This is a genomic window from Halorubrum sp. SD626R (assembly GCF_001261915.1).
In the GTDB taxonomy this organism is placed as follows: Archaea; Halobacteriota; Halobacteria; order Halobacteriales; family Haloferacaceae; genus Halorubrum.
On record NZ_CVRT01000148.1, the window covers coordinates 85,096 to 106,787 of the forward strand.

Below are 21,692 nucleotides of genomic sequence, written 5' to 3' on the forward strand. Positions count from 1 at the left end.
AACCGCTCACTCCACGGTGACGCTCTTCGCTAGATTCCGCGGCTTGTCGATCGGCCGGCCCTTCTCGTTCGCGACGTGATACGCGAACAGCTGAAGGTACACATTCGCCACCAGTGGCTCAACGATCCCGACGTCCGGCACGTCGAACGCGACATCAAGCGTGTCGTACTCGTCACCCGCCGAGACACACCCCAGCGCGGGCGCGCCGCGGGTCTGGGCCTCGGTGACGTTGTTCATCGTCTCGGCCGCCCGCGCACCGTCGGTCAACACGGCCAGCACGGGCGTCTCGGGTGTCACGAGCGCAAGGGGACCGTGTTTGAGCTCGCCCGCGGCGAACCCCTCGGCGTGGTCGTACGAGATCTCCTTGAGCTTTAGTGCCCCCTCCAACGCCACGGGCACACCGAGCGCCCGCCCGACGAAGAAGAACGCCTCACTGTCGCCGTACTCGCGGGCAGCCTCCCGTACCTGCTCTTCGTCATCGAGCACCTGCTGGATCGCGCCCGGCAACCCCTGCAGATCCTCCAGCACGGACCGCGCGTCTGCCGCCGCCAACGCTCCCCGGTCCCGCCCCACGGCGACCGCGAGCATCGCGAGTGTCGCTACCTGCGAGGCGAACGTCTTCGTCGCGGCCACCCCAATCTCCGGGCCGGCCCTGATAAATGCCGTCCCGTCGACTTCTCGCGTGACGGTACTCCCCAAGGTGTTCGTCACCGCGAACGTCCGAGCGCCCGCGGCGTTCGCACGCCGGACCGCCCCGAGCGTGTCGGCCGTCTCACCGCTCTGCGTGACTGCGACCACCAGCGTCCGGTCGGGCGTGCGGCCCGCGCCGAACTCGTACTCGCTGGCGATCTCGACGGTCGCGCGCACTCCCGCCAGCTCCTCGAACAGCTGGGCGGCGTACCGCCCCGCGTAGTAGGAGGTGCCGCAGGCGACGATCCGGATCTCCTCCAGATCCGCAAGGAAGCCCGGCGGGAACGACACGTCCAGATTGACATCGCCGCCGTCGGCGTCCAGTCGCCCGGCGAGCGTCTGTCGTAGCGACGAGGGTTGCTCGTGGATCTCCTTGCGCATATAGTGGTCGTAGCCGCCCTTCTCCGCGGCGTCGGCCTCCCACGTCACCGTCTCGATCTCCCGTTCTACCGGCTCCCCGCTAGCGAATATTTCGACCCCGTCGGCCGAAAGCGACGCCACGTCGCCGTCTTCGAGGTAGGTCACGTCACGGGTGTGCTCGAGGAACGCGGTCACGTCGCTGGCGACGAAAGTCGCGTCCTCGCCGCGGCCCAACACGAGCGGGCTCCCGCGACGCGCGACGACGATCTCGCCTTCGTCCTCGCGCACCGCACAGATCGCGTAGCTCCCCTCCAGTTTCCCCTCAACGCGCTGGACAGCGGTCAGCAGGTCGGCGCTAGGGTCGGCGGTCAGTTCTTCCTCGATTAGGTGCGGAATGACCTCGGTATCGGTGTCGCTCGTGAACTCGTGGCCCGCCAGCTCCCTTTTGAGCGTCTCGTGGTTCTCGACGATCCCGTTGTGGACGACGGCAACGTCGCCCACACAGTCTGTGTGCGGGTGCGCGTTCGCGTCCGTCGGCGGTCCGTGCGTACTCCAGCGCGTGTGGCCGACGCCGTGGGTCGCGTCTGGGATGTCCGGCACCGTCAGCCCGTCGACCTCACCGGACCGCTTCGTCACGGTGAGCCCGCTCGTCGGGCCCACAAGCGCGACGCCCGCGGAGTCGTACCCGCGGTACTCCAAGTTCTTGAGGCCGCGGTGTACGATCCCGCCGACGCTTTGGAACTTCCCGCCGTCCGTCGCCTCGCTCGATTCTTTACCGTCCGTCTGTCCCCCAGCGTGCAACTCGCCGATGTAGCCGATGATCCCACACATGATTACCCCCTCCGGACGACCGCGCCGGACTCAACGCGTCCGTCGATCACGACCCCCGCGTCGGCTCGCACGTCGTCACCGACCACAGCGCCGTCGGTGAGCGTCGCGCCGCCGCCGATCGACGCATTATCGCCCACGACGCCGCCAAGCATCACGTCGCGGTGGACGGCGTCACCGACGACGACCGTCGCGGGGCCCCCAGTGATCGTCGCGTTCGGCCCGATTCGCGCGTTGCCGGCGACCACGGCGTCACGGACGACTGTGCCCGGACCGATGACCGCGTCGGGGAAGATCACCGAGTTCTCGACGACGGCGTTGGCCGCGATCGTCGCATTGCTTTCGATCGCCGTCGCCCCGCTCAGCGTGGCGTTCGGCCCGACGTGCACGTTCGCGGCGAGCACGACATCGTCGGCGACGGTCACGGCGTCGCCGACCCGATCCCTCGTCGCAGGCGCTTCGTGGGCGTGGTCGCTGTCGTGAATCAGCGCCGCGTTGACGGTGAGTACGTCCCAGAGGTTCGACACGTCCAGCCACCGGCCGTCGTAGCCCACGCTGTTCACCGTGTCTCGCTCGATCAAATCGTTCAGCGTCGCCGTAATGGCCAGTTCTCCGGTCGTGTTCGTCGCTCGGATCGCGTCGAATATCGCGGGCGTAAATCCGTAGACGCCGGCGTTGATACGGTTGGTGTCGACTGGGCCTTCGGGCTTCTCATCGATTTCCGTAACGCGGTCGCCGGTAAGCTGCACAACACCGTAGTCACGGGGCGATTCCACGGCGGTGACGGTTACCAAGGGGGCGTCGCCGTCGCGGAGGCGGTCGCGGACGGCAGAGACGGCATCGGCGTCGACGATCCGATCACCGTTGAGCACGACGAAGGGGCCGCCAACGACGGGCTCGGCCTGTAACACGGCGTGTCCCGTCCCGAGCTGCGTCGACTGCTCGACGTACTCGATCGTCACGTCCCAGTCGTCGCCGTCGCCGAAGTGGTTCCGGATGCGCTCCTGTCTGTACCCCACGACGAGCGCGATCCGTTCGATACCGGCAGCCGCGACGGCCTCAACGACGTGTTCGAGCAGCGGGCGGTTCGCCACGGGAACCATCGGCTTCGGCCGTCGGTTCGTCAGCGGCTCTAACCGCCGTCCCTCGCCCGCGGCGAGGATCACCGCAGTCACGGGATTGTTGTTCATGCCGCAACCGTCGCCCGCCCGCGGTTTAAATCGCTCGCGGTGGGTCAGCGCTCCGATATCCGATCCCGAGTCAGCGCCTCCCCGGGACCGGTGGTCTCGTCCGGGCCCAGTTTGACGCCGGCGTTCAGCGACGTGTTGATCCCGGTCTTCGCGCCGTCTCCGACGATCGCGCCGAGCTTCCGTCGCCCGGTATCCACGCGGTCTCCCTTGACCGTCACCTGGACGTTCGCGTCATCGTGCCGCAGGTTCGCCACGTTCGTGCCGGCGCCGAAGTTCACGCCTCGTCCCAACACCGAGTCGCCGACGTACGAGAGGTGGCCGACCGAGGCGTCCGCCATCAGCACCGAGTTTTTTATTTCGACCGAGTGACCGACGTGGACGCTCGGACCGACGACTGTGGCCCCACGAACGTAAGCGTTCGGCCCGACTTCCGCTCCTTCGCGGATCAGCGCCGGCCCCTCGATATAAGCGCCCGACTGCACTTTGGCTCCCTCCTCGACGACGACCGGTCCGTGGAGGTGAACGCCATCCTCGACGGTGCCGGCAACGGCTTCGTCCGACTCCTCCAGGTCCCCGAGCGCCAATTCGTTCGCTTCCAACAGTTCCCACGGGCGACCGACATCGAGCCACGTGCCCTCGTAAGGGGCCACGTCGATCCGGTGACCATCATCGAGCAGAAGCTCGATCGTGGTCGTGATCTCGTATTCCCCACGCTCGCTTTCGGGCGTCCGCTCGATATACTCGAACACCGCGGGCTCGAACGCGTAACAGCCGACGTTCGCGAGGTTGGTCGGCGGGTCGGCGGGCTTCTCGACGATGCCCGCAAGCGAGTCGTCTGCGGCCGTCGAGAGCACCCCGTACGCTCGCGGGTCCTCGACTTTGGTAGCTGCGACGGCCGTCCCCTCGGCGTCGGCGAGCGCCTCCGGCAGCGAGGCGTCCACGACCACGTCGCCGTTGAGCACCAAGAAGTCGTCGTCGACGACCGGCTCGGTCTGCGCCACGGCGTGAGCAGTTCCTAGTGCCTTCGCCTGTTCGATGTAGGAAACCGGGTGATCCCGGTATGCGTCGCCGATGGACTCGCGGATCATCTCGCCGCGGTAGCCGGTGACGACCACGAACTCGTCGACGACATCGATTGCGGTGTCGAACACGTGTTCGAGCAGTGATTGATCTCCGACCGGGAGGAGCGGTTTCGGGCGACGATCCGTCAGCGGTCGCATGCGGGTCCCGCGGCCGGCCGCGAGCACGACTCCGTACATGTGTGGAGTCGACGACAGGCCCGGGTTTAGCCGCTATGGTCGTCACCGGCTCGATCGATGAGTTCGCGAGCCGTTTCGAACAGCTCGTCGGCGTCGCCCTCGTCGCGCGCCTCGGCGGTGATCCGGACCAGCGGCTCGGTCCCGCTCGCCCGCACGAGGAACCAGCCGGTCTCCGTCTCCACCCGAATCCCGTCGAGTGTCGACACGTCGTCAAACCCCTCGCGGGCGATTGCTGCGACGCGCTCGACGACGGCTTCCTTCGCATCCGTTTGCACTGAGTCCCGCCGGATCGGATACGTCGGAAGGTCGTCAACCATGGCGGCCAGCGAGCCCTCCGTGCTGACCAGCGCGGCTAGCGCGCAAGCCGCAAGAGGACCGTCCGGACACCGCGTCTGTGCGGGCCAGATCCACGCGCCGCTCGGTTCGCCACCGAACACGACATCAGGGTTCGCGGTCTCGGCCGCGACGTACGCGTCGCCGACCGGCGTGTACGTCACGTCCGCGCCGACCTCGGCGAGCGCGTCCGCGACGAGAAGGCTCGTGTCGACTGGGACCGCCACGCGGTCGCCGTCCTCGGCCTCACGCCGGGCGAACAGCGCGAGAAGCGTGTCGCCCGAGACGAACCGGCCGCGGTCGTCGATCGCCATCATGCGGTCGGCGTCACCGTCGTGGACGATCCCGAGGTCGGCGTCGGTCGCTTCGACGATTATGCACGCTGTCTGACATTTCTCGGCCGTCGGCTCGCTTGGCCGGCCCGGGAATCGTCCATCGCGCTGTCCGTTAAGCGTCTCCACGTCGCAGCCGGCCGAATGAAGAGCATCGGCGGTGACACGTCCGACGCCGTTCCCAAGGTCAACGACGACGGAGAGATCATCCGGGATCGCGACCGACTCTCTGATCGCACGCTCGTGACGTTCGCGTGCACCGTCGACACGGGAACGTTCTCCGAGGGCGTCCCACGCCGCGAGATCAAATGTTTCCCGTTCGACGATGTCGGTAATCCTCGCGTTCGCATCCTCACCGAATGCGCGTCCGTCGGCCGCCCAGAGCTTGATCCCGTTGTCGGGCGCGGGATTATGTGAGGCGGTGATGACGACGCCGGCGTCCGCGTTTTCGTCAACGACGCTGCGGGCGACGGTCGGCGTCGACTGGACGCCAACATCGATCACGTCGCCACCGCACTCTGTGATCCCGGCCGAGAGGGCGCGCCGTAATGGCTCCCCGCTCTCACGGGCGTCGCGACCAACCACGACCGTGGCGGCGCCGTCCGTCACCAGCGCGCGACCGATGTCAAGTGCGAGGTCAGCCGTGACCGTTTCACCGACTGGGCCACGTACGCCGCTCGTTCCAAACATACCGCGGTTTCAATGTCAGCCGAAAAGACGCTTCGGATCCGGGTCAATACCACAACAGAGATTCAGCCTTGGTTAATATGTGGTGTCATCGCGTCCTAACCCGTTTGATTCTCCAACCGCGGCGAGTAAGAACTCTCGGACGCGATCAATCTGCTCATTCAGTCGGGCCACACCATCGACGGAATCTGACTGGACAGCTGGCAGATTGACATCAGCTATCCCGAGGACTGCGGCCACGCCGAAAGACACGGGTATGATCCGGCGGTTCTCAACGTGGCGGTCGAAGTCAACGATCGGCAGCCCGAGTGCTTGGTCGATCTTCTCGCTTGACACGTCGATCTCGGCGGCGCCGAGGTCGCTGTCCTCGGCCTCGCGTTCAATTCCGGTCCAGACGACATGCGGAACTCTCGGGCGATCCCAGTGATCCGCGATCTCTAAGCGCGTGGCGCGACGGTCACGGCCTACGACCCGGTCGCGACCGACAACGCCTCGAACTACCTCGACGACGTGGGGTACGTGGACTCGACTGGGGCGGCGCTCGACGGGGGCGACGGCGCGGTCGTCGTCACCGACTGGGACGAGTTCGCCGCCCTTGACGCGGAGTTTGATACGATGGCCGACCTCGTCGTCGTTGACGGCCGACGGATCGTTGAGCGGCGAGACGGGATCACGTATGAAGGACTAACTTGGTAGCGGTTCTCTCCGATTTTCAGGTCGGTAGTGGGTGTCATCGCTCTAAGGGCTCCCCTTCTATCACCCGTGTTTCAGCGTCTAACGCCCGCACCTCGATCCCGCGCCACTCGCCGTCCACCCCCACGAGTGCTTCTGAATACCCGAATTCCTCGTTACCTGGCACCGCCTCTTGGACGAACCGCTTTTCGGCGTGATTCAATCCGAACTCTGCGGCCCACTCATCATCCATTCCATCTAACCGATGAAACTGCTTGATCGCACACTGATCGAGGATCATCTCGGCTGCGGGCCGCTCGAAGAACTCGTCGATTGTCTGGGTGACCAGCTGAATCGACAGATCGTGGTGGCGGTGATGCCGAAAAATCGTCTCTAAAAAGGCGAGGTTCTCGGCGTCACGCAACACGTACCGTGCCTCGTCGATCACGAATACGACCTCCTTGGCGGTCTGTTTCGCGCGCTCGTACACCAGCGAGATGAGCAGCTGCATCACGAGGCTGGTTCGGCCACCCACGCGGCCCTCCTGTTGGGCGAGATCGAGATAAATGAGATCCGTCTCCTGAAAGTCGACCTCACTTGCGCGTCCCAAATGTGCGAACTGTCCATCTGGCCCGAACGGTCGGAGCTGATCGATGAGCCACGTGGCGTCAGCCTGCAGTTTCTCGGCTTCCGCCTCTGTCCGCAGCGTATATTCTTCGGGTTCGTCAGCGATCGTTTCTAACACGTCGATCACATCACGGAGCGTCGGACTCGCCCGCTCATGGGTCGTGATATCCTCGGTGATCCCAGCATTCTGGTATGCCGTCTCGACGGCGACCTCCAGGGTAGTCCGCCGGTCACCGAGCGAGATCCCGCGGTGCGCAAAGAAGTTCGCGAGAAAGCTCAACACCCGCTCTTTCTTTTCCGTGAACGGGCTCGCGTCGGCCCCCAGCTGCTCGCGGACGTGGGCGGGCATCGGGGTGATCTCTAAGGGGTTGATTCCGAGAGTGCCACCAACGGTGATCCGCTGGGCATCCAGCGCCTCGGCCACGCCGGCCCAATCGTTGAGCGGTTCTAGGATGACGCCGATCCGGTCGTCGTGGTGCGCCACCGACCGGATGAATCGCTGTTTGGCGCTGAAGCTCTTCCCCGACCCCGGATCTCCAACCGTGAACGTGGCGTACCCGTTTTCACGAGCGAAGGGGTCGACCACGACTGGGGTATCCGTATGCCTGTGGACCCCCAGCTCGACGCCATCCGGCTCCAGTAGGGTAGGCCGGTGTGGCGACGCCAGCAGCGCGCCCACGGCGCCGCTGACACAGGTCGTCGTGCGGTCGAGGGCCGTTCCACCAAGCGGCGCGGCCTCACGTAACGCTCTGTCTTGCGCACAGATCGCGGATTTCGGTGCGAGTTCGGCCGGCTGCTCGCGGAGCGTCCGCTTCACGCGGCGCACGTCCGATTCTAGCGTGTCACGGTCGTCAGCCCGGACGGTCACGAGCAGCGCCTGTGAGAACACGCGGGCGCCCGCTTCGACGGCGCGATACATCGCGGCCGCCTCGCTCGCTCGGTCCTGGAGATACGTGCTCCGGACGCTCGACTCAAGATCGGCATCTACCTTCAGATCGTCGGCGGCCGCCTGCAGCTGGTCGAGCGCCCGCTCCTGATCGCGAGGCCTGAAGTGGGCGGTGACGTGAAACCGGACGTCGGTCAGTGTGAACAGCTCACTGAGATAGCCGTCACTCGGGTAGTCCGGCCAGTCAGCGATATAAAGGGTACTCACCCACTCGTCGTCGACTCGGGCACACCGGTTCTCCCAGGTGACCGCGGCCGGGGCGACCGCGTCTTGCTGGCGCTCGCGGGGTGTAGCCACCTCCGGCTCCGACTGCGGCGCCGACTCCGGAGGCTCAATATACGCGGACAGGTCCACCTCAGGATCCCGGTCGGGCTGCCGAGCCTGCAGCCAGATCCCGAGTAGCAACCCGACCACGAGGATCCCGCTACCCGCAATGAGCCCCATGACGAGTGTCGCCGGCGTCACTGACTCGAGGCCCCCACCCAGCGTGAACAACACGTCACTCATCCGTCTCACCCCGCGCTTGGCGATCGACGCCCGCCTGGTCGGCCACGGGCGGCTCCTGGACGTCAGTTCCGGTCCAAAACTGCGTCGCCAGACCCACGATTTCGGCCGTCGAGAGCCGGCGGGCCGTCCAGTCACTGTTCTTGCCGACGAACTCCGTCTCAACGGTCCGGAGCCGCTCGCGGACCTTCGTGAGTTGCGCGCCGCGGAGTTCCGCATCGGTGAGCCGATCCCGGCGCGTTACGAACGGCGTCGCCAACACCCCGACGACCGGCAGCGTCGTGAGCCGCTCAGCCGGCGTCCGCTCCTCGGGGTGGCGTTCGTACACCTCAAACGGGGCCACCGCGACGCGCAAAAAGTAGCGCACCTGTTGGGTGCCGTCGAGCTCAGCCGGGCGCTGCTCGCGGTAGGCAGCGATGAGCGCGCGCAGCGACTCGGTAGTGGTGACCTGCGGATCGGCGAGCCGCTCATCAAGCTGGTCGACAAGCCTCGCGGCCGGATACGGGTCGGTCGTCGTATACAACGTCAGCCGAAAGGTGAGCTCTTGATCGGCGAACGCCTCGCCCACCGCCTGGTGTGTGGCCCAGTCGTCAGCCATCGCAAAATCCATGTTACCTGGGGTGACCTCAATAAACGCCTCCATCGTCCCGTCCGTCCGCTCGATCGCGCCATGCTCGGGCCACGCCCGTTTGAGCGCGGTCAGCTCCTGGGTGCGCTCGTCGACGACAAACGGCCGCGGCACCGTGGTGTCAGCCTCCGGATCGGGCGTCGACGCCGCCGCCACCGCGTCGTGGAGGGTCACCCGCGGACGGCGCAGGTAGAACCGGCCGACATCGCGCAGCCACGTGCTCGCCGGGAGCTGGCGCGGTGCCGCGTACACGACGGCCGCCCCGACTGCCAGCCCGACACACACCAGCGGAAACACGAGCGGGTCCACGCCGAGCGCTGCCCCACCCACCAGTCCCGCTATGGGGAAACTCAACAGTACGTACAGGTCGCGTTCGTACACCCCAATAATCGGGAGTCGGCGGTCAGCATTGAGCGACCGCATCACACGCCGGGTCGCGGGGCTCTCGGAGTCGCTCATGGACGAGGTTCGTTTTCGGTGCGGCGGTACGACGGCGCCCCGCTCTCGTGGCTACGCACCGTGGGGGTGGGTGTCGTGTCCGTTGCAGGTGATTCGGGAGTCGACTCGGCGTTTGAATCGTCCCGACCGATTCGATGCGCGACCGTCTGGCCGATAGCTGCCGTCGGGCCCCAGCGGGCGGCCGTCGCGCCAGCCCAAGGCCCGGCAACCGCCGCGGCACCAGCGACGGCGCCCGCTGTCACCGTGAGGCCGGTCGCCCTCCGGACCGTCCGGACCAGTCGCGGCGTCGTATACGCGAACAGCTTCCAGATGATCCAGACGCTGAGCACCGGCAGCGAAACGGCGATGAGATACCCGAAGAAGGCGCTGTCTGTGGTGACCGCGAGTGACCCGCCGCCGAAGAGCAGATCATAGCCACGGAACAGCAGCGCCACGGGAAGTGGCATTACCGCGAGCGGAATGAATTTGACCGCAATTCGCATCGCGGCCCCGGAAATGACGGGGAGCCCACCGTATCCAACAGCGAGCGCGATCGGCATCACGTACACGAAGACGTACAGCAGTAGCTCTCGCAGAAACAGGAGAGCTTGTAGCGCCTACATGGCCAGGGCGCCGACGGACGTAAGCAACAACCCAAGCAGAGGGTTCGAGAGTGTGGTATCAAGGAAATCGATCATTGGCTCAACCACAACGCCGATAGCCGGCACTAGAGCGATTGCGAAGCCGTCCACGAGGTACAGGGTGGTTACGGCGATCCAGTACCAAGTCGCAATCAAAATCCCGCCTGTCCACGCAGATCGACCTACCTGTCTTGCACGAATCGGGTCGCTAAGATTGAAAATTTTCAGCGTGTTTCGTGCTTGAACACATAAGACGAGGATCAAAAATGCGACAAGCGTTACCTCTCCCGCGACGAGTGCCTCGTGAAGACGCGTCCACGGTGCATTTTGCGGAGCCCCTAATGGGAGACCGTTGGTGGGTTCCGGGACTGGTGTACCAAACAGTGCCTCGGTTAAATCACGGTACCCGTTTGTGGTGCCCTCAATGAACCATTCAGTGATCTGTTCAGTGATCTCAATGAACCACTGGTAACCGACATCTGTGAGCGAAATACCGCTCATGTCCCTACCCTCTCCACCGTGATTTGGCAGTTGGAGAGGTTTTCTCCTCGATATGACGCAGTGTATTCTCGTTCGACCACCTCTTCAGTTACATCACCACTGAGTGCGACGGTAAATTGTCCACTAGTTCCTTCCGGGGTACATTCTACTGTATCACTATTTGGTGAAAACGGGAAACTTCTCGAATAGAGTGTACGCAATTCCCCGGGACCAATGACGGGGTTTGTGTACCTGACAGGGCGATTTATTGCCATAATTCCACTACCGGCCATCTCCTCTGGGGTCGGGCGGGGCACCTCCCCGTCAAATCGGAGTTTAGTGAGCTTCTCAGGACCGGTCCCAACATTCTCGACCGTGACGATTACTTCCGTCGCGATTGTGAAATTGCCAGCCCCGTCGAACATCTCTTCTGGGTGGTTCCGTGCCAGCTGCAACTCCCGAATCATAATCTCCGGGCGCAGTTCCTGTTCAACAGTAGCCGTGACGCGGTCGTCGTCGACAAGCTGGACGGTGTAGGTGCCCGGTGGGTACGTAGTTCCGATCGGGACAGTCTCGCGGCTGGCACCCGGAGTGAGTGCGCGTTCGGCAAACGCCTCACCTGACGGTCCGATCACCGCTAGTTGGGTGGCGTCCGTACCAGGCTCATACTCGACGACTAGCTCGGTCCCCTCAACGGTGACTGTTGAGAGCGCGCCCGATCCGGGCTCGGTCGACCGACTGTCAGCACAGCCGGCGACCGTGAGGGCGCCGCCGGTCGCAATCGTTGTCAGCACGGTGCGTCGGGTCGACGGTGGAGAGGTGTGGCTCATGGACGTGACTCACCGGACATGAGGTGTGCAACTTGCCGGCCAGCGATCCAGGCGACAGCGACCGGGATTCCGATCCAGATTGTTGTCTCGAGCAGCTGGACCCAACCAGCGAGGGTACCGAGCGGGTGCCAGCGAACGGTGTCGCTGGCGGCGGTGTATGCGGGCGACGTTGTGCGCCACGGCGCCGGCTCGAAGCGGACCGTGTACAGCCCCGGCTCGGCAACGGTTCGTGTAGCGGTGCCGTCCGGTCCGAGCGTGACGGGATCGCCGTTGATGGACAGCGTTCCGTCCGGCCCATCGGCGACGATTGGTCTCGGCGCCGCTGACTCGGTCACACGGAGGGGTGCCCCGGTCTGCGAATCCCGAACGGTAATACGGAGTGTCGCCGCCGAACCCGAGGAGTCGGTCAGGCGGACCGACAGATTCGGCTCCCGAATCGGGCGTGCAGTTCGGGTGATCTCGCTAAGCGGCGCCGAGACACCGCGAACGACACCATGCACCTGAATCCGCTCGGAATCGAGCGTCTCGTTTCGCACCGCCACCCCGTACGACCGGGTGTACTCGTCGCTGATCACCCCGACGGAGACGTTTGGTGGGAGCCGTGTCGCCGGCGATCGGGTGGTGACGCCCCACACGGCCGTAAGAGTGGGCCCGTCACGGACGGGCACGGCACGCGGACCAATCTGGGCGGGGAACGCCGCCACACGCAGCGGTGTTGCCGCCGACGGCCGCGTTGTGGTCGCGGTAGTCCGAGCGACAGTCAGCCGGTCCCATCGCGGATCGCGGGCCGTGTAGTAGCGCCAGACGCCACGCACGCGGTGGGTGCCATCCTCCGACAGCGTGAGGCTGTGCCACGGGCTCCCCTGATAGACGGCGAGGCCAATACGTCCATCGGGATAGCGGGCGGTGTACGCCTCCGGAGTCAGTTGATACACCCACACGGACCGCGTGTCGCTGACGGTGACCGTCTGTGTGAATGTGGTTGTACGGGAGCCGTTCACTGCGATCGACACCGCGATCTCGGCGGTGACGGTGAGCGGCTGCTCGCCAGTTTGGGTCGTGGTGTACGGCAACGTCGGCGTCTGTGCCCCGGTCGTCGACGCCACCTGCTCGGTACCGATATCGAGCGTGACAGTTCGCACCGTGTGGCTACGCACCGACCGGTTCGGACCGAGATTGTCTCGGACGCGGTAATCAACGAGTGCTCGCACCATCCCGGTAGGCGCAATATACTGCCGGGTGGTCGTTGAGTCGAGATGCACCCGTGTTGCGGGGTGGACCGCAAACACGGTGGCGTGTGCGTCAGCAATCGCACCCTCGGACTCACGATCGGCGTGCGGTGGGTGGACGCTGGTATCGGCACCACCTGGCTCTAGCGCCGGAAACGCTGCGGTCGTCATGCGGGCGGCGTGGGCAGGCGGTGCGGCGTACGTCAGGTCAGTACACGTCGCGAGCTGTTGGGTGGGTGTCGGGGGGTGGCCGTACGTAGTGTCGTACGCGGCTGGCGTCAGACATGGATCCGCGTCGCGGGCGTCAACCGTCGGGGTTGCGTTGGCCGGTGGTGAATCCGCGGCTGTCGCTCCTGCAGTGGCCGCCAGAACTGCCGCCAGCGCCGCCAGCCCCACCACAAGCCGGTGACCCAGGTTGGATGCGACCCGCATAGGTGGCTACCACGGCGTTAAATCAACACACTCCGCGAGCGGGAGGTTCATCACGCTGCCGGCGACGGTGTACAGCGGTCCCAACACGACCAAGATCACGGTCGACCGCAAGGCCGTCCGCTTGTGACGCTTGAGCCCCTCACGCTGCTCCGGCCGGAGGGTAAACAGCTCGATCAGCGAGTCGGCCTGCCAGACGACGACGAGACCCAACAAGCCAATCGCGGTGGTGAGCTGGAAGAACCCGGAAATCATCCCAGGAAGCCGGTCAACCTCGCAGACAGCACTCTCTTGGGCGGCCGCTGGCTCAACCGCGACAAGCGTGACGAGCAGACAGCCTACTGCGACGCGACGACAGGCCGCGCGGACCGGCACACGAACGGGGCACCATGGAGGAGGACCGTCGAACATGTGTGGGGTCAGATTTGTGTGATTCGTGTTAGCACTACTCAATCTAACAGTTCAGTCACGCAATAACAAATTTTGTCCTGAATCAGCTGGTGAATATCCGTCTTAACCAACAACGGCGAGGATATCGCGTATTTGTTGGTTAAGACGGATTGTATGGAAATGGTTTCGCTCAACGGAGTGCCGCAGGAAGGGTATCAAGGCTCGGGAGAGGGCGTAATCGTGGGTTATCAGTCCCGGATACAAATCCCAGTACTCGCGTAGAATACAATTCGCTGGTGAGCGGAGGCGGCTTCGCTCCGACTTCGACTCTGAGTGTCTGCCTCCAAGACCACTCAAGACTCCTGTAGAACTATCGTAATAAACTGCGGTGTTTACCGGGTCGGGTATTGACCCCACTGGTGGGTCTGGATGAAACTGCTGACGGTGTTTCACGCAGGATTCCCGCCGCAATACAACGCTGGCCAGACGCGTGAAAACCGCGTGTATCAATCACCCAGTTGCGTGGTACATATAGAAGCGAACCGGCAACGGTCACAGCTACAGCGGGCCTGTACAGACGAAAGAGGGCGAATACCGCTGTCGTAACTATCACTCGATCGGACATCTCATCCAGCACCCTCCTGACAGTGGTGTTCGGAGGCCGATATTCGACCGCCGTACTGTCGGATCACCCCGGACACGATGGGGGTGATACTGGTAATTTGGTGTGTTAGGTCTCAAATATGTATTCCCCCAAGAGTCAGAAGTGAGATATCACCAGGTGGCCGCGAGACGAGTCCGTAGACCGCTGTCATCTGGCACTTCTGCACGTTTTGAGGGGGTGGACGCATCGGCCAGCGTCAGCGTCTTGTGCGTACGGGGCGCTGAGAGCAGTCCCCCAACGTGTTTCACGCGTTTTTACGCGATATATTGCGGCGGGGCCACCGCCCTGTCTATTGAGCGGTTTGTTGCGATAACAGCAATCTTGCGGGGACGACCTCGCCGGCTACGCTGTGGGTCGCGTTATACCCCAGAACGGGAAGCGGCGAGATTTGTGCGTCAATCAAGAACCTCATCGGCACAGGCTATTTGCATATTGCGTGTGATCGTTACTCACGATCGGGTATGGGAATCCCGCCCACGGCCGCTGCCCTCCCGGAAACGCTTGTCGACCGTGACCAGTGGATCTGCTGGCGCTCGCAGGACCGCGATGGGAAACCCACCAAGGCGCCGATTATCCCCCGAACGACACGGTTTGCGTCGACAACCGACCCCGACACCTGGCGGAGCTTCGCGACGGCGCGGGAGGCCGTGACCACTACCAGTGTTGCCGGGCTCGGCTTTGTGTTCACCGCCGACGATCCGCTCGTCGGGGTCGATCTTGATGACTGTCGAGATCCAGCGACGGGCGAGCCGACGGCGTTTGCCAACCGAATCATCGGGGAGCTCGACTCCTATACCGAAGTGAGCCCTTCCGGGACGGGGTATCATATTCTCGTGTCCGGGACGCTTCCTGAGGGACGGAACCGCGCCGGCGATCTCGAATTATACGACCGGTCACGGTTTTTCACCGTGACTGGCGACCACGTCAGCGGGACACCCACAACGATTGCAGCGCGAACAGATGCCCTCGAGACGATCCACGCCACAGAAGTAGCGGACGCGGCCGAGGATTCAGCGACCCCCTCAGATGAGAGGAGTACAGCACCGGCAGTTGCGGACGCGTCGTCCGATAAGAGGACGGCTGCGACCAAAGCAGCTGCACTCTCGGATGAAGAACTGCTGTCACGCGCCAAACACGCTGCCAACGGCGAGAAGTTCACGCGTCTCTGGAACGGGACCACGAGCGGCTACGAGAGCCACTCGGAGGCCGACATGGCGCTGTGTCGGCTGCTCGCCTTCTGGACAGGTTGTGATGCGGGCCGGATAGATCGGCTGTTTCGGCAGTCAGACCTCTACCGTGAGAAGTGGGACGAGGTCCACTACGCCGACGGACACACCTACGGCGAGAAAACAATCGACCGCGCAATCACTCGCACTGACGATGTCTATACGCCGCCCGAGACGAAGTCAGCCGATCAGTCGCCCACGGCTACACCAGCATCCGCCGGGTCCACCGACCAGCCACTCGCCTCCGATGAGACAACCCACGAGGCGGCTCCGACGGGGACAGCGACGGAAGCGGAATCGACGCCAGCGTCAGATCCGTCGAGGGAGACAGCTGAGTCGGCTCCCGACGAGACGCCTGCACCGGGCCATCCACGGCGGGCGCAGGCACGGCGTGAACGGGTCGAGGAACTCATCGACCGTGTGGAGGCCCTGTTAGCAGAGAACGAACGCCTCCAAGCGGAACTGCAGACGGAACGGAAGCGTCGCCAAGAGCTTGAGGATGCCATCGAGGAGGACGAGACGGGAAGCTGGTGGCCGTTGTGGCGGCGATGAAACGACTTCCATGTGACTCACAGCGGCTGTAGGCCATCGGCGTACTCAGTTTGCTCGGAGCGCTCCAACAGCGATCCTCTGGGTAGCACTCGATTGGCGCTTCGGACAGTAAGTGCCAGAATTCGAGTCCGCGCAATGAGAGTGCGGATTCGGAGGAGAGTGCAAGTGGGTTGTGAGCCTAGTCTGACTGGCCGTTGTCGAGGTGAGTGTCACGCACCGATTGGAAGGTGTACACGTCGGTGAGCCCCGGCCGATCGATTGTGAACACCGCGGGGCGAGTCTGTTTCCCGTAGGTCTTCGTCACCCGCGGGTCCCCATCAGGCGGCGTGTTGAGCGCTTCGATGACGTCGTGGGCCGCCTCCCGATTTTTGACGATCCAGATGGCAGCGTCCGGGTCTTGGGCGGCGAGTTTGTCGTAATCCTCGGGGATGGCCCGGCTGGCGTCGTTGTTGATCCGCTCGGCTTCAAGCGCGGCGACCACGTCGCCCGTCTCGTCGACGGCGGCCGCATCGAGTCGCCCCTCAGAGACCTCGAAGTACTGCTCGGTCTCAACGGCTGGTGAGTCCGGATTCTCGACGTACTCGGCGGTGAGAAACTGGGTCCCGACCTCAACCATCGCCACGTGAAGGCTCGACTCGCTGAGGTCGCCGGCTCCGGCGCCGTGAGCGACTCCTTCGCGGTGGCGCACACCGATTGCGTCGCGGCCGTCAGGCGTGACCGTGTACAGCGTGTGTGGATACCGACAGTCACGACTGACGAGGCCTGCCTCGCGGAGCTCATCGAGTTCGTCGGCGTCGATGCCGACGTACTCACGGAGCCGGCGCATGCTGTCGCGGGTGATGTCGTATTCGAGTTCGGGGTCGTACTGACCCTGGTGGGCGGAATACACCGCTTGGAGGAAGCGGAGCCCCGCGTCACTGATTGGGCTTTCCTGGCGTTCCGCATAGGTAAGCTTGAGCGGCAGGTCACAGATGGGACAGTCGTCGCGATCGACCGACTCAGGATCGTGACAACAGCCGATCGCTGCCCGGAGCCCGTCCGGTGAGGGATCGTACCGCGTCTCACAGGCGACACAGACGAGCGCGTGGCGCTGGTCGTCGTAGGCAACCGGATCGGGGAGCCGCTCCGTGTACGGCAGCGCGGAGTCGATCCGCGCGGTCGACGCCGTAGCGGTGGGTTCTGTCTCGGCCTCGGTGTCGGGGACATCGTCACTGGTTCCTGTTGTCGCCTGCGTCGTCGTTAGATCGAGGCCATACACCTGACGCGTCCGGTCCCGACACGTCTCGATCCGGGCGGCAACCGCGGTTTCACGCGCCGGCCGGAACCCGTCTCCATCCGGATGCCCCGGGGGCAGCGGCGCGCTCGCGATCAAAAACGGATAGGGCGGCGTTGTGTTGAACGGTGCCGGAAGCCGCACCAGCCACTCGCCGCGGCTGAGCGCGCGCAGCCGATTGCCGACCGCCGCTGGATCGTGTTCGGCTGTTGCGAGCCGCTTCGTGAGCGCGTCATCGGCCGGTATGCTCCCCGTGACAATGGTGGAGACGTTGTTGAGCAGCTCAATGTACGCCGTCTCATCCCGGACGCGTAGCTGGCCGGGGAACTGTGTGGCGAGGGTAACACTACAGCCGAACGACCGCCCCTGGGCGAGTAGCTGGTCGACGATGCCGGAGGTGACGAGTTGCGCCGCCTCCTCAAGATACAGGTTGACCAGCGGTCGGTCGTCGGTGGCGGTGATCTGAGCGCGGCGCTGAAGCGCGGTCCACAGCTTCGAGAGGACCGTCCGCGCGAGCGCCTGCTGGCTGGCATCCCGCAGGTTTCCTGTGTCGATGATGACAACTGCGTCCTCGTCGATCACCTCGCGGAGGTCAAGGTGGGGATCGTCGGCGTCGGGGACGTGGTTGAATAGCTGGCTGAGCCGGTCGTCGAGCGGGATCTTCTCGATGCGGTTGTGGACGCCCTGGAGCAGCTCGTCGAACGTCTGTTGGCTGTTGGCGGCGACGTTGTACAGCATCGACTGGAGCTCGTCGTCTACCACTGGCGGCGGCTCGCCTGTCTCGTGGAACCGGGCGGCGGCCTGCTGGAGCTCCCGGTGGGCGAACGCGTCGCTCCCGTGCACTGGGTCGAACAGCGCCTTCACGAGCAGCCGGATGATGTCGGGCGAGCGGACCGCTTGGTGGAACCGCTCGGCCCCCATGATCCCTTCGAGAATTTCGATGTAGTGATCCGTGAGATCCTCAACAGCGGTCACCCGGTCAATTCCGTCTGCGAGCTGATCACGGATATCGAACACTGAGAGGGCGGGCAGCGTCTCCGCGCAGTCGAAGTAGTAGACGTTCTCGAGCGTGTCGTACTCGGCGTAGTGGGCGCGACAGTAGGCCGTCGCCATGTCGTCGCCTTTCGGCGTAACAAGGATGTCGGCGCCGTCCGTGGCCGCGTGGTTCGCGAGCAGCCCCGTGAGCAGGCTGGTCGATTTCCCCGAGCCGGTCTTACCGAACCACGCCACGTGAAACGGTTGGAGGGCAGGTGGCACGGCAATCGGTTCGGCGGTGGGCTCACCATCCTGATCGAGCGGCTGGCCGAGCGTGAGTCCGGGCGTCTGATAGCGGTCGAGTTGGCTGGCGGGCGGCGGCGGGAGCGCCGTCCGGTCAGCAGCGGTCGGGTCCATGGCGCGATCGCCACCCGTGGTGAGTGCGGGGCCATCCAGTAGGCAAACGGCTGGCGCGGTCGCGGCATCCATCACCAGTCCACGACTACGATTCGCCGTCCACGGGAGCGTCGTTTGGGGCGTCTCGTAGGTCGGCTCGTGAACCGTTCGTTCGCGGATGGCCTCGATGACCGGCGCGACCGCCTCCCCCATCTGTATCCGGCCGTCAATGGTGTAGTAGTCGCCGCTGAGTGTCTCGAGGGCGGTCGCCAGCCGGCGGGCGAGCGACCGTGCGTCGGGGCCGGCGATCACACACCGAGCGTTCGCGCAAAACGCATGTTGGGGGTCAGCCGCGGCGATCGACTCCTGCCGGCCGGCCGTCGCCGGATCAGGCCGGTCGGGGGTGGCTGTGGCCGCTCGCTCCCGGGCGTTTGTAGCTAGCACATCACCAATTAGATCATCAACAAGCCGGCTCCCCATGGTGTCACGGCCTTCATCGAGCTGGCGCTGTCGGTCGCGAGCGTCGCCGCGCCAGTCGCGGTAGCGCCGGCAGACGACCTGGTAGATGACGGCAGCAGTCGTGTCGGCGAGCGTCTCCGCAATCACCGCTAGCGGCGGCCGCGTGTCATCCGCGTCTTGGAACGCAGTCAGAGGGGTGAGCCGCGTCTGCCAGTCGTCACGTCGCTCGGCGTCACCCACCCACTCGACGGCGGCCAGTTCGGCGCTCGGGTCTGCGTCGTCGGCCGCTGAGGCTGTCTCCTCCGAGGGTGAGTCATCGACATCTGGATCTGTGGTCTCATCAGTGGGAGCGGAATCATCGCCGATGATGGTCTCATCAGCGTCCGGATCTGTGGCTTCAGCGGGCGACTCCGTCAGCGAGTCCACCGGGTCGGGCGTGGCGGGCGTGAGTTCGTACTCGTTCGGGCAGGCGGTGCGTAACCCTTCTCGGAGTGGTTCGACGGGTGCGTCATCGATCCCGGCGTACAGCGTGAGATCAGCGTCGGTGCCTGGGGGACGCTGGAGGCGAAACTCGATTGTTGGTGGGGCTGGCCCACCGAGCCGGCTCAGCCAACCGTCGGTGTCAGCGTCCGCGTCGATGCTGTGAAGCCGACAGAACCCCTGCTCGACGGCGTCAGGCGACAGCTGCGTGTCGGTCGGCCGGAGGCGGAGGTGCGTGGCATCCTGCGGCGGGGTGGGGTCTTGGTGATCCCCCATGCGGTGTAAAATGTGATTTCAAAGTTGTTAATCTTATGCTAATATTGGTGGTATTGGCGTTGCTGTCACCCTCAGAGAGCCAGTATGGCGTATCCTGGGGAGGTGTCGCCTCCACGTGTGTCGTCTCGACTGGCTGGCGAGTGGAATTGTCGGTGTTTGTGGCGCTCCCGAGGGGTGGGAGCGCGCATGGCCGAATCCCACCCCGCGAGCGGGCCCGTCACGTTCGGTGACGCCGACGCCCGCACCGACGCGATGCATCAAGCGATCGATCAGTGGCTCTACGAACTCGTCAATAGCGTTGACGAGGCACGTGCGAGTGAGGCGTTCCAGCGGTGGCTCGACGTCCAGAGTCAGTTCCACGACTACTCGCACCGGAACACGCTGTTGATTACGCTCCAGTGTTCGGAAGCGACGAAGGTTGCAGGCTATCGAACCTGGCAGGAAGAGTTTAACCGGCAGGTGAAAGAAGGCGAATCCGCAATCTGGATTTGGGCGCCACTCATCTCACGTCAGTGTCCCGACTGTGGGAACAGTCCTTCTTATCACGCGGACAGCGACTGCGCGTACGATGAGACGCCACCCGATGAGTGGGATGAGGGCGTGGTCGGGTTCAAACCCGTTCCCGTCTTCGATATTTCACAGACCCAGGGGGAACCGCTGCCCGAGCTGGAGACGGCGGCTCAAGGCGAGGCCGATGAGCTGCTAGCTGGACTGCTCGCGGCAGCCGACGCACTCGGTGTGACGGTCGATGTGGTGAGTGCTGGCGTGTGGCCGCACGGCGACGCCGACGGCGTCTGTCGCCATGTCGACGACACACCCCACATTCAGGTGCAGGAGGCAGATCCTGCAGCCGTCGCGGGGACGCTCCTCCATGAGTACGCCCACGCGCTGTTGCATGACCCAGCGGATACCGCCGATCGCGAGGCGCGCGAACGTGAGGCTGAGGCGGTCGCGTACGTCGCCGGGCGCCATTTTGGGTTGGGGATGGACGGGTCGGCGCTGTATCTTGCCGCGTGGAGCGACGACGACGCAGATCGGCTCCTCGAGCGGTGTGAACGGATTCGAGCGACGAGCACGACAGTGATCGACAGGATCGCTGCACAGCCCGATCCGATTGATCATGAGTAGGCGGTGTTTGAGGAGTTCAGGCTCGGCTTTTTATTGTCGGCACACCTACGATGTCGCATGGCAGTGACGACGTACCGAATCGTCTCCGCAGATGAGTCGAACATCCACGACGAGCCCCATCTCGAGGGGAGTCGGGTGACGGTTCGACAGCTCCACGCCGCCGTTGAGGAGGCGGGTCAACGTCCCGATCGCGTCGCAGACCGCCATGGACTCGACGTCGGCGAAGTGTACGAAGCGCTTGCGTACTACCATCGGAACCCCGACGAGATGCGACGAGTCGAGACACGTCACACCCGCGCTGCTACGGAAGCAGCACGACAGTCTCTCGTGACGCCCGAGGAATGAGCTATCGACTCCTTCTCGATGAGAATATTGAGTATCGGATTGTTCATAAACTCCGAAATTATGGACACAATGCCGAACATGTTTCTGATTTAACCACCTTCGGGAAAGGTTCAATTGACAAGGAACTTGGCCAGTATTCGAAGTCAGACGACCGGCTAATCCTCACTTACGACGACGATTTTGTTCTGGAATTAAATAGCTCGGTATATCGAGCAGTGCTGTATGTGAACGACGTGACGATCCCATCCAAGACGATTGCCGATGCAGTTCATCGGATGTCGAAACAGTATCCTCATGACGAAGTTACTGGAGTCGTCTATGTTGACGATTGGATCTGAGAATACGGTCCATCACTACACCCTCGATAAGAAAACACTTAGTGGGTCTTGGCCCAAGAAATAAATATCCCGATTTGACATCGGCGC

General features: G+C 64.1%; 15 protein-coding genes and 2 pseudogenes. 5 read left to right on the forward strand and 12 right to left on the reverse strand.

The genetic code is table 11. The features are described 5' to 3' along the window. Positions 1–6: 6 nt before the first annotated feature. The 5 genes from glmS to SD626R_RS17360 all read right to left on the reverse strand — a co-directional run bounded on the left by glmS (position 7) and on the right by SD626R_RS17360 (position 6,015). Positions 7–1,881 (reverse strand): glutamine--fructose-6-phosphate transaminase (isomerizing), encoded by a 1,875-nt coding sequence (glmS, locus tag SD626R_RS14835; RefSeq protein ID WP_092567095.1) that lies wholly within the window; start codon positions 1,879–1,881, stop codon positions 7–9. A gap of 2 nt (positions 1,882–1,883) precedes the next feature. Beyond that, positions 1,884–3,068 carry a sugar phosphate nucleotidyltransferase gene (locus SD626R_RS14840; protein WP_092567096.1) on the reverse strand — a complete coding sequence of 395 codons (1,185 nt, stop codon included), beginning with the start codon at positions 3,066–3,068 and terminating at the stop codon, positions 1,884–1,886. 44 nt (positions 3,069–3,112) lie between these two features. Continuing rightward, the gene (glmU, locus tag SD626R_RS14845) at positions 3,113–4,327 is read right to left on the reverse strand and encodes a bifunctional sugar-1-phosphate nucleotidylyltransferase/acetyltransferase (protein ID WP_092567097.1); all 1,215 of its coding nucleotides are present in this window, start codon (positions 4,325–4,327) and stop codon (positions 3,113–3,115) included. Between the two features lie 26 nt (positions 4,328–4,353). Continuing rightward, entirely contained in the window at positions 4,354–5,682 is a 1,329-nt protein-coding gene (gene glmM / locus SD626R_RS14850) for a phosphoglucosamine mutase (RefSeq protein WP_092567098.1), read from the reverse strand. 72 nt (positions 5,683–5,754) lie between these two features. Further along, positions 5,755–6,015 (reverse strand): hypothetical protein, encoded by a 261-nt coding sequence (locus tag SD626R_RS17360; protein ID WP_241996633.1) that lies wholly within the window; start codon positions 6,013–6,015, stop codon positions 5,755–5,757. Here SD626R_RS17360 and SD626R_RS17550 point away from each other — a divergent pair. Next, positions 5,920–6,375, forward strand: a pseudogene (locus SD626R_RS17550) (UDP binding domain-containing protein); the annotation flags it as partial. The gene SD626R_RS17360 and the pseudogene SD626R_RS17550 overlap by 96 nt on opposite strands. A gap of 34 nt (positions 6,376–6,409) precedes the next feature. Here SD626R_RS17550 and SD626R_RS14860 read toward each other — a convergent pair. From SD626R_RS14860 to SD626R_RS14885, 6 genes and pseudogenes are all read right to left on the reverse strand, one after another. Next, positions 6,410–8,431: a VirB4 family type IV secretion system protein gene (locus tag SD626R_RS14860; protein WP_092567099.1), complete on the reverse strand. Its 2,022-nt coding sequence runs from the start codon at positions 8,429–8,431 to the stop codon at positions 6,410–6,412. After that, the gene (locus SD626R_RS14865) at positions 8,424–9,515 is read right to left on the reverse strand and encodes a TraC-like domain-containing protein (RefSeq protein ID WP_092567100.1); all 1,092 of its coding nucleotides are present in this window, start codon (positions 9,513–9,515) and stop codon (positions 8,424–8,426) included. Before SD626R_RS14865 ends, SD626R_RS14860 begins: the two co-directional genes overlap by 8 nt. Further along, positions 9,512–10,636 (reverse strand): annotated as a pseudogene (locus tag SD626R_RS14870) (hypothetical protein). The gene SD626R_RS14865 and the pseudogene SD626R_RS14870 overlap by 4 nt, the downstream one beginning before the upstream one ends. Next, complete coding sequence (locus tag SD626R_RS14875; RefSeq protein WP_092567101.1) at positions 10,633–11,445, reverse strand: hypothetical protein; 813 nt, start codon at positions 11,443–11,445, stop codon at positions 10,633–10,635. The pseudogene SD626R_RS14870 and the gene SD626R_RS14875 overlap by 4 nt, the downstream one beginning before the upstream one ends. Beyond that, the gene (locus SD626R_RS14880) at positions 11,442–13,106 is read right to left on the reverse strand and encodes a DUF8186 domain-containing protein (RefSeq protein WP_092567102.1); all 1,665 of its coding nucleotides are present in this window, start codon (positions 13,104–13,106) and stop codon (positions 11,442–11,444) included. The genes SD626R_RS14875 and SD626R_RS14880 overlap by 4 nt, the downstream gene beginning before the upstream one ends. Positions 13,107–13,112: 6 nt before the next feature. Then, positions 13,113–13,514 carry a DUF7985 family protein gene (locus SD626R_RS14885; protein WP_199242117.1) on the reverse strand — a complete coding sequence of 134 codons (402 nt, stop codon included), beginning with the start codon at positions 13,512–13,514 and terminating at the stop codon, positions 13,113–13,115. 1,104 nt (positions 13,515–14,618) lie between these two features. Between SD626R_RS14885 and SD626R_RS14890 the strand changes: the two genes are divergently transcribed. Next, positions 14,619–15,935 carry a phage NrS-1 polymerase family protein gene (locus SD626R_RS14890; RefSeq protein WP_092567103.1) on the forward strand — a complete coding sequence of 439 codons (1,317 nt, stop codon included), beginning with the start codon at positions 14,619–14,621 and terminating at the stop codon, positions 15,933–15,935. 178 nt (positions 15,936–16,113) lie between these two features. On the opposite strand, the gene SD626R_RS14895 is transcribed toward SD626R_RS14890, so the two are convergent. Next, the gene (locus tag SD626R_RS14895) at positions 16,114–19,794 is read right to left on the reverse strand and encodes an ATP-binding protein (RefSeq protein WP_092567104.1); all 3,681 of its coding nucleotides are present in this window, start codon (positions 19,792–19,794) and stop codon (positions 16,114–16,116) included. A gap of 186 nt (positions 19,795–19,980) precedes the next feature. Here SD626R_RS14895 and SD626R_RS14900 point away from each other — a divergent pair, with 186 nt between their 5' ends. From SD626R_RS14900 to SD626R_RS14910, 3 genes are read left to right on the forward strand one after another with little or no spacing between them, the layout of a single operon-like run. Beyond that, positions 19,981–20,922 (forward strand): ArdC-like ssDNA-binding domain-containing protein, encoded by a 942-nt coding sequence (locus SD626R_RS14900; RefSeq protein ID WP_092567105.1) that lies wholly within the window; start codon positions 19,981–19,983, stop codon positions 20,920–20,922. Between the two features lie 57 nt (positions 20,923–20,979). Then, complete coding sequence (locus tag SD626R_RS14905) at positions 20,980–21,267, forward strand: DUF433 domain-containing protein (RefSeq protein WP_092567106.1); 288 nt, start codon at positions 20,980–20,982, stop codon at positions 21,265–21,267. Continuing rightward, positions 21,264–21,605 (forward strand): DUF5615 family PIN-like protein, encoded by a 342-nt coding sequence (locus SD626R_RS14910; RefSeq protein WP_092567107.1) that lies wholly within the window; start codon positions 21,264–21,266, stop codon positions 21,603–21,605. Before SD626R_RS14905 ends, SD626R_RS14910 begins: the two co-directional genes overlap by 4 nt. Positions 21,606–21,692: the final 87 nt, after the last annotated feature.

Coding starts and splice junctions, on each gene's coding strand:
- glmS (WP_092567095.1), bottom strand. CDS start 1,881: ATGTGTGGGATCATCGGCTACATCGGCGAGTTGCACGCTGGGGGACAG.
- SD626R_RS14840 (WP_092567096.1), bottom strand. CDS start 3,068: ATGAACAACAATCCCGTGACTGCGGTGATCCTCGCCGCGGGCGAGGGA.
- glmU (WP_092567097.1), bottom strand. CDS start 4,327: ATGTACGGAGTCGTGCTCGCGGCCGGCCGCGGGACCCGCATGCGACCG.
- glmM (WP_092567098.1), bottom strand. CDS start 5,682: ATGTTTGGAACGAGCGGCGTACGTGGCCCAGTCGGTGAAACGGTCACG.
- SD626R_RS14860 (WP_092567099.1), bottom strand. CDS start 8,431: ATGAGTGACGTGTTGTTCACGCTGGGTGGGGGCCTCGAGTCAGTGACG.
- SD626R_RS14865 (WP_092567100.1), bottom strand. CDS start 9,515: ATGAGCGACTCCGAGAGCCCCGCGACCCGGCGTGTGATGCGGTCGCTC.
- SD626R_RS14875 (WP_092567101.1), bottom strand. CDS start 11,445: ATGAGCCACACCTCTCCACCGTCGACCCGACGCACCGTGCTGACAACG.
- SD626R_RS14880 (WP_092567102.1), bottom strand. CDS start 13,106: ATGCGGGTCGCATCCAACCTGGGTCACCGGCTTGTGGTGGGGCTGGCG.
- SD626R_RS14885 (WP_199242117.1), bottom strand. CDS start 13,514: ATGTTCGACGGTCCTCCTCCATGGTGCCCCGTTCGTGTGCCGGTCCGC.
- SD626R_RS14890 (WP_092567103.1), top strand. CDS start 14,619: ATGGGAATCCCGCCCACGGCCGCTGCCCTCCCGGAAACGCTTGTCGAC.
- SD626R_RS14895 (WP_092567104.1), bottom strand. CDS start 19,794: ATGGGGGATCACCAAGACCCCACCCCGCCGCAGGATGCCACGCACCTC.
- SD626R_RS14900 (WP_092567105.1), top strand. CDS start 19,981: ATGGCCGAATCCCACCCCGCGAGCGGGCCCGTCACGTTCGGTGACGCC.
- SD626R_RS14905 (WP_092567106.1), top strand. CDS start 20,980: ATGGCAGTGACGACGTACCGAATCGTCTCCGCAGATGAGTCGAACATC.
- SD626R_RS14910 (WP_092567107.1), top strand. CDS start 21,264: ATGAGCTATCGACTCCTTCTCGATGAGAATATTGAGTATCGGATTGTT.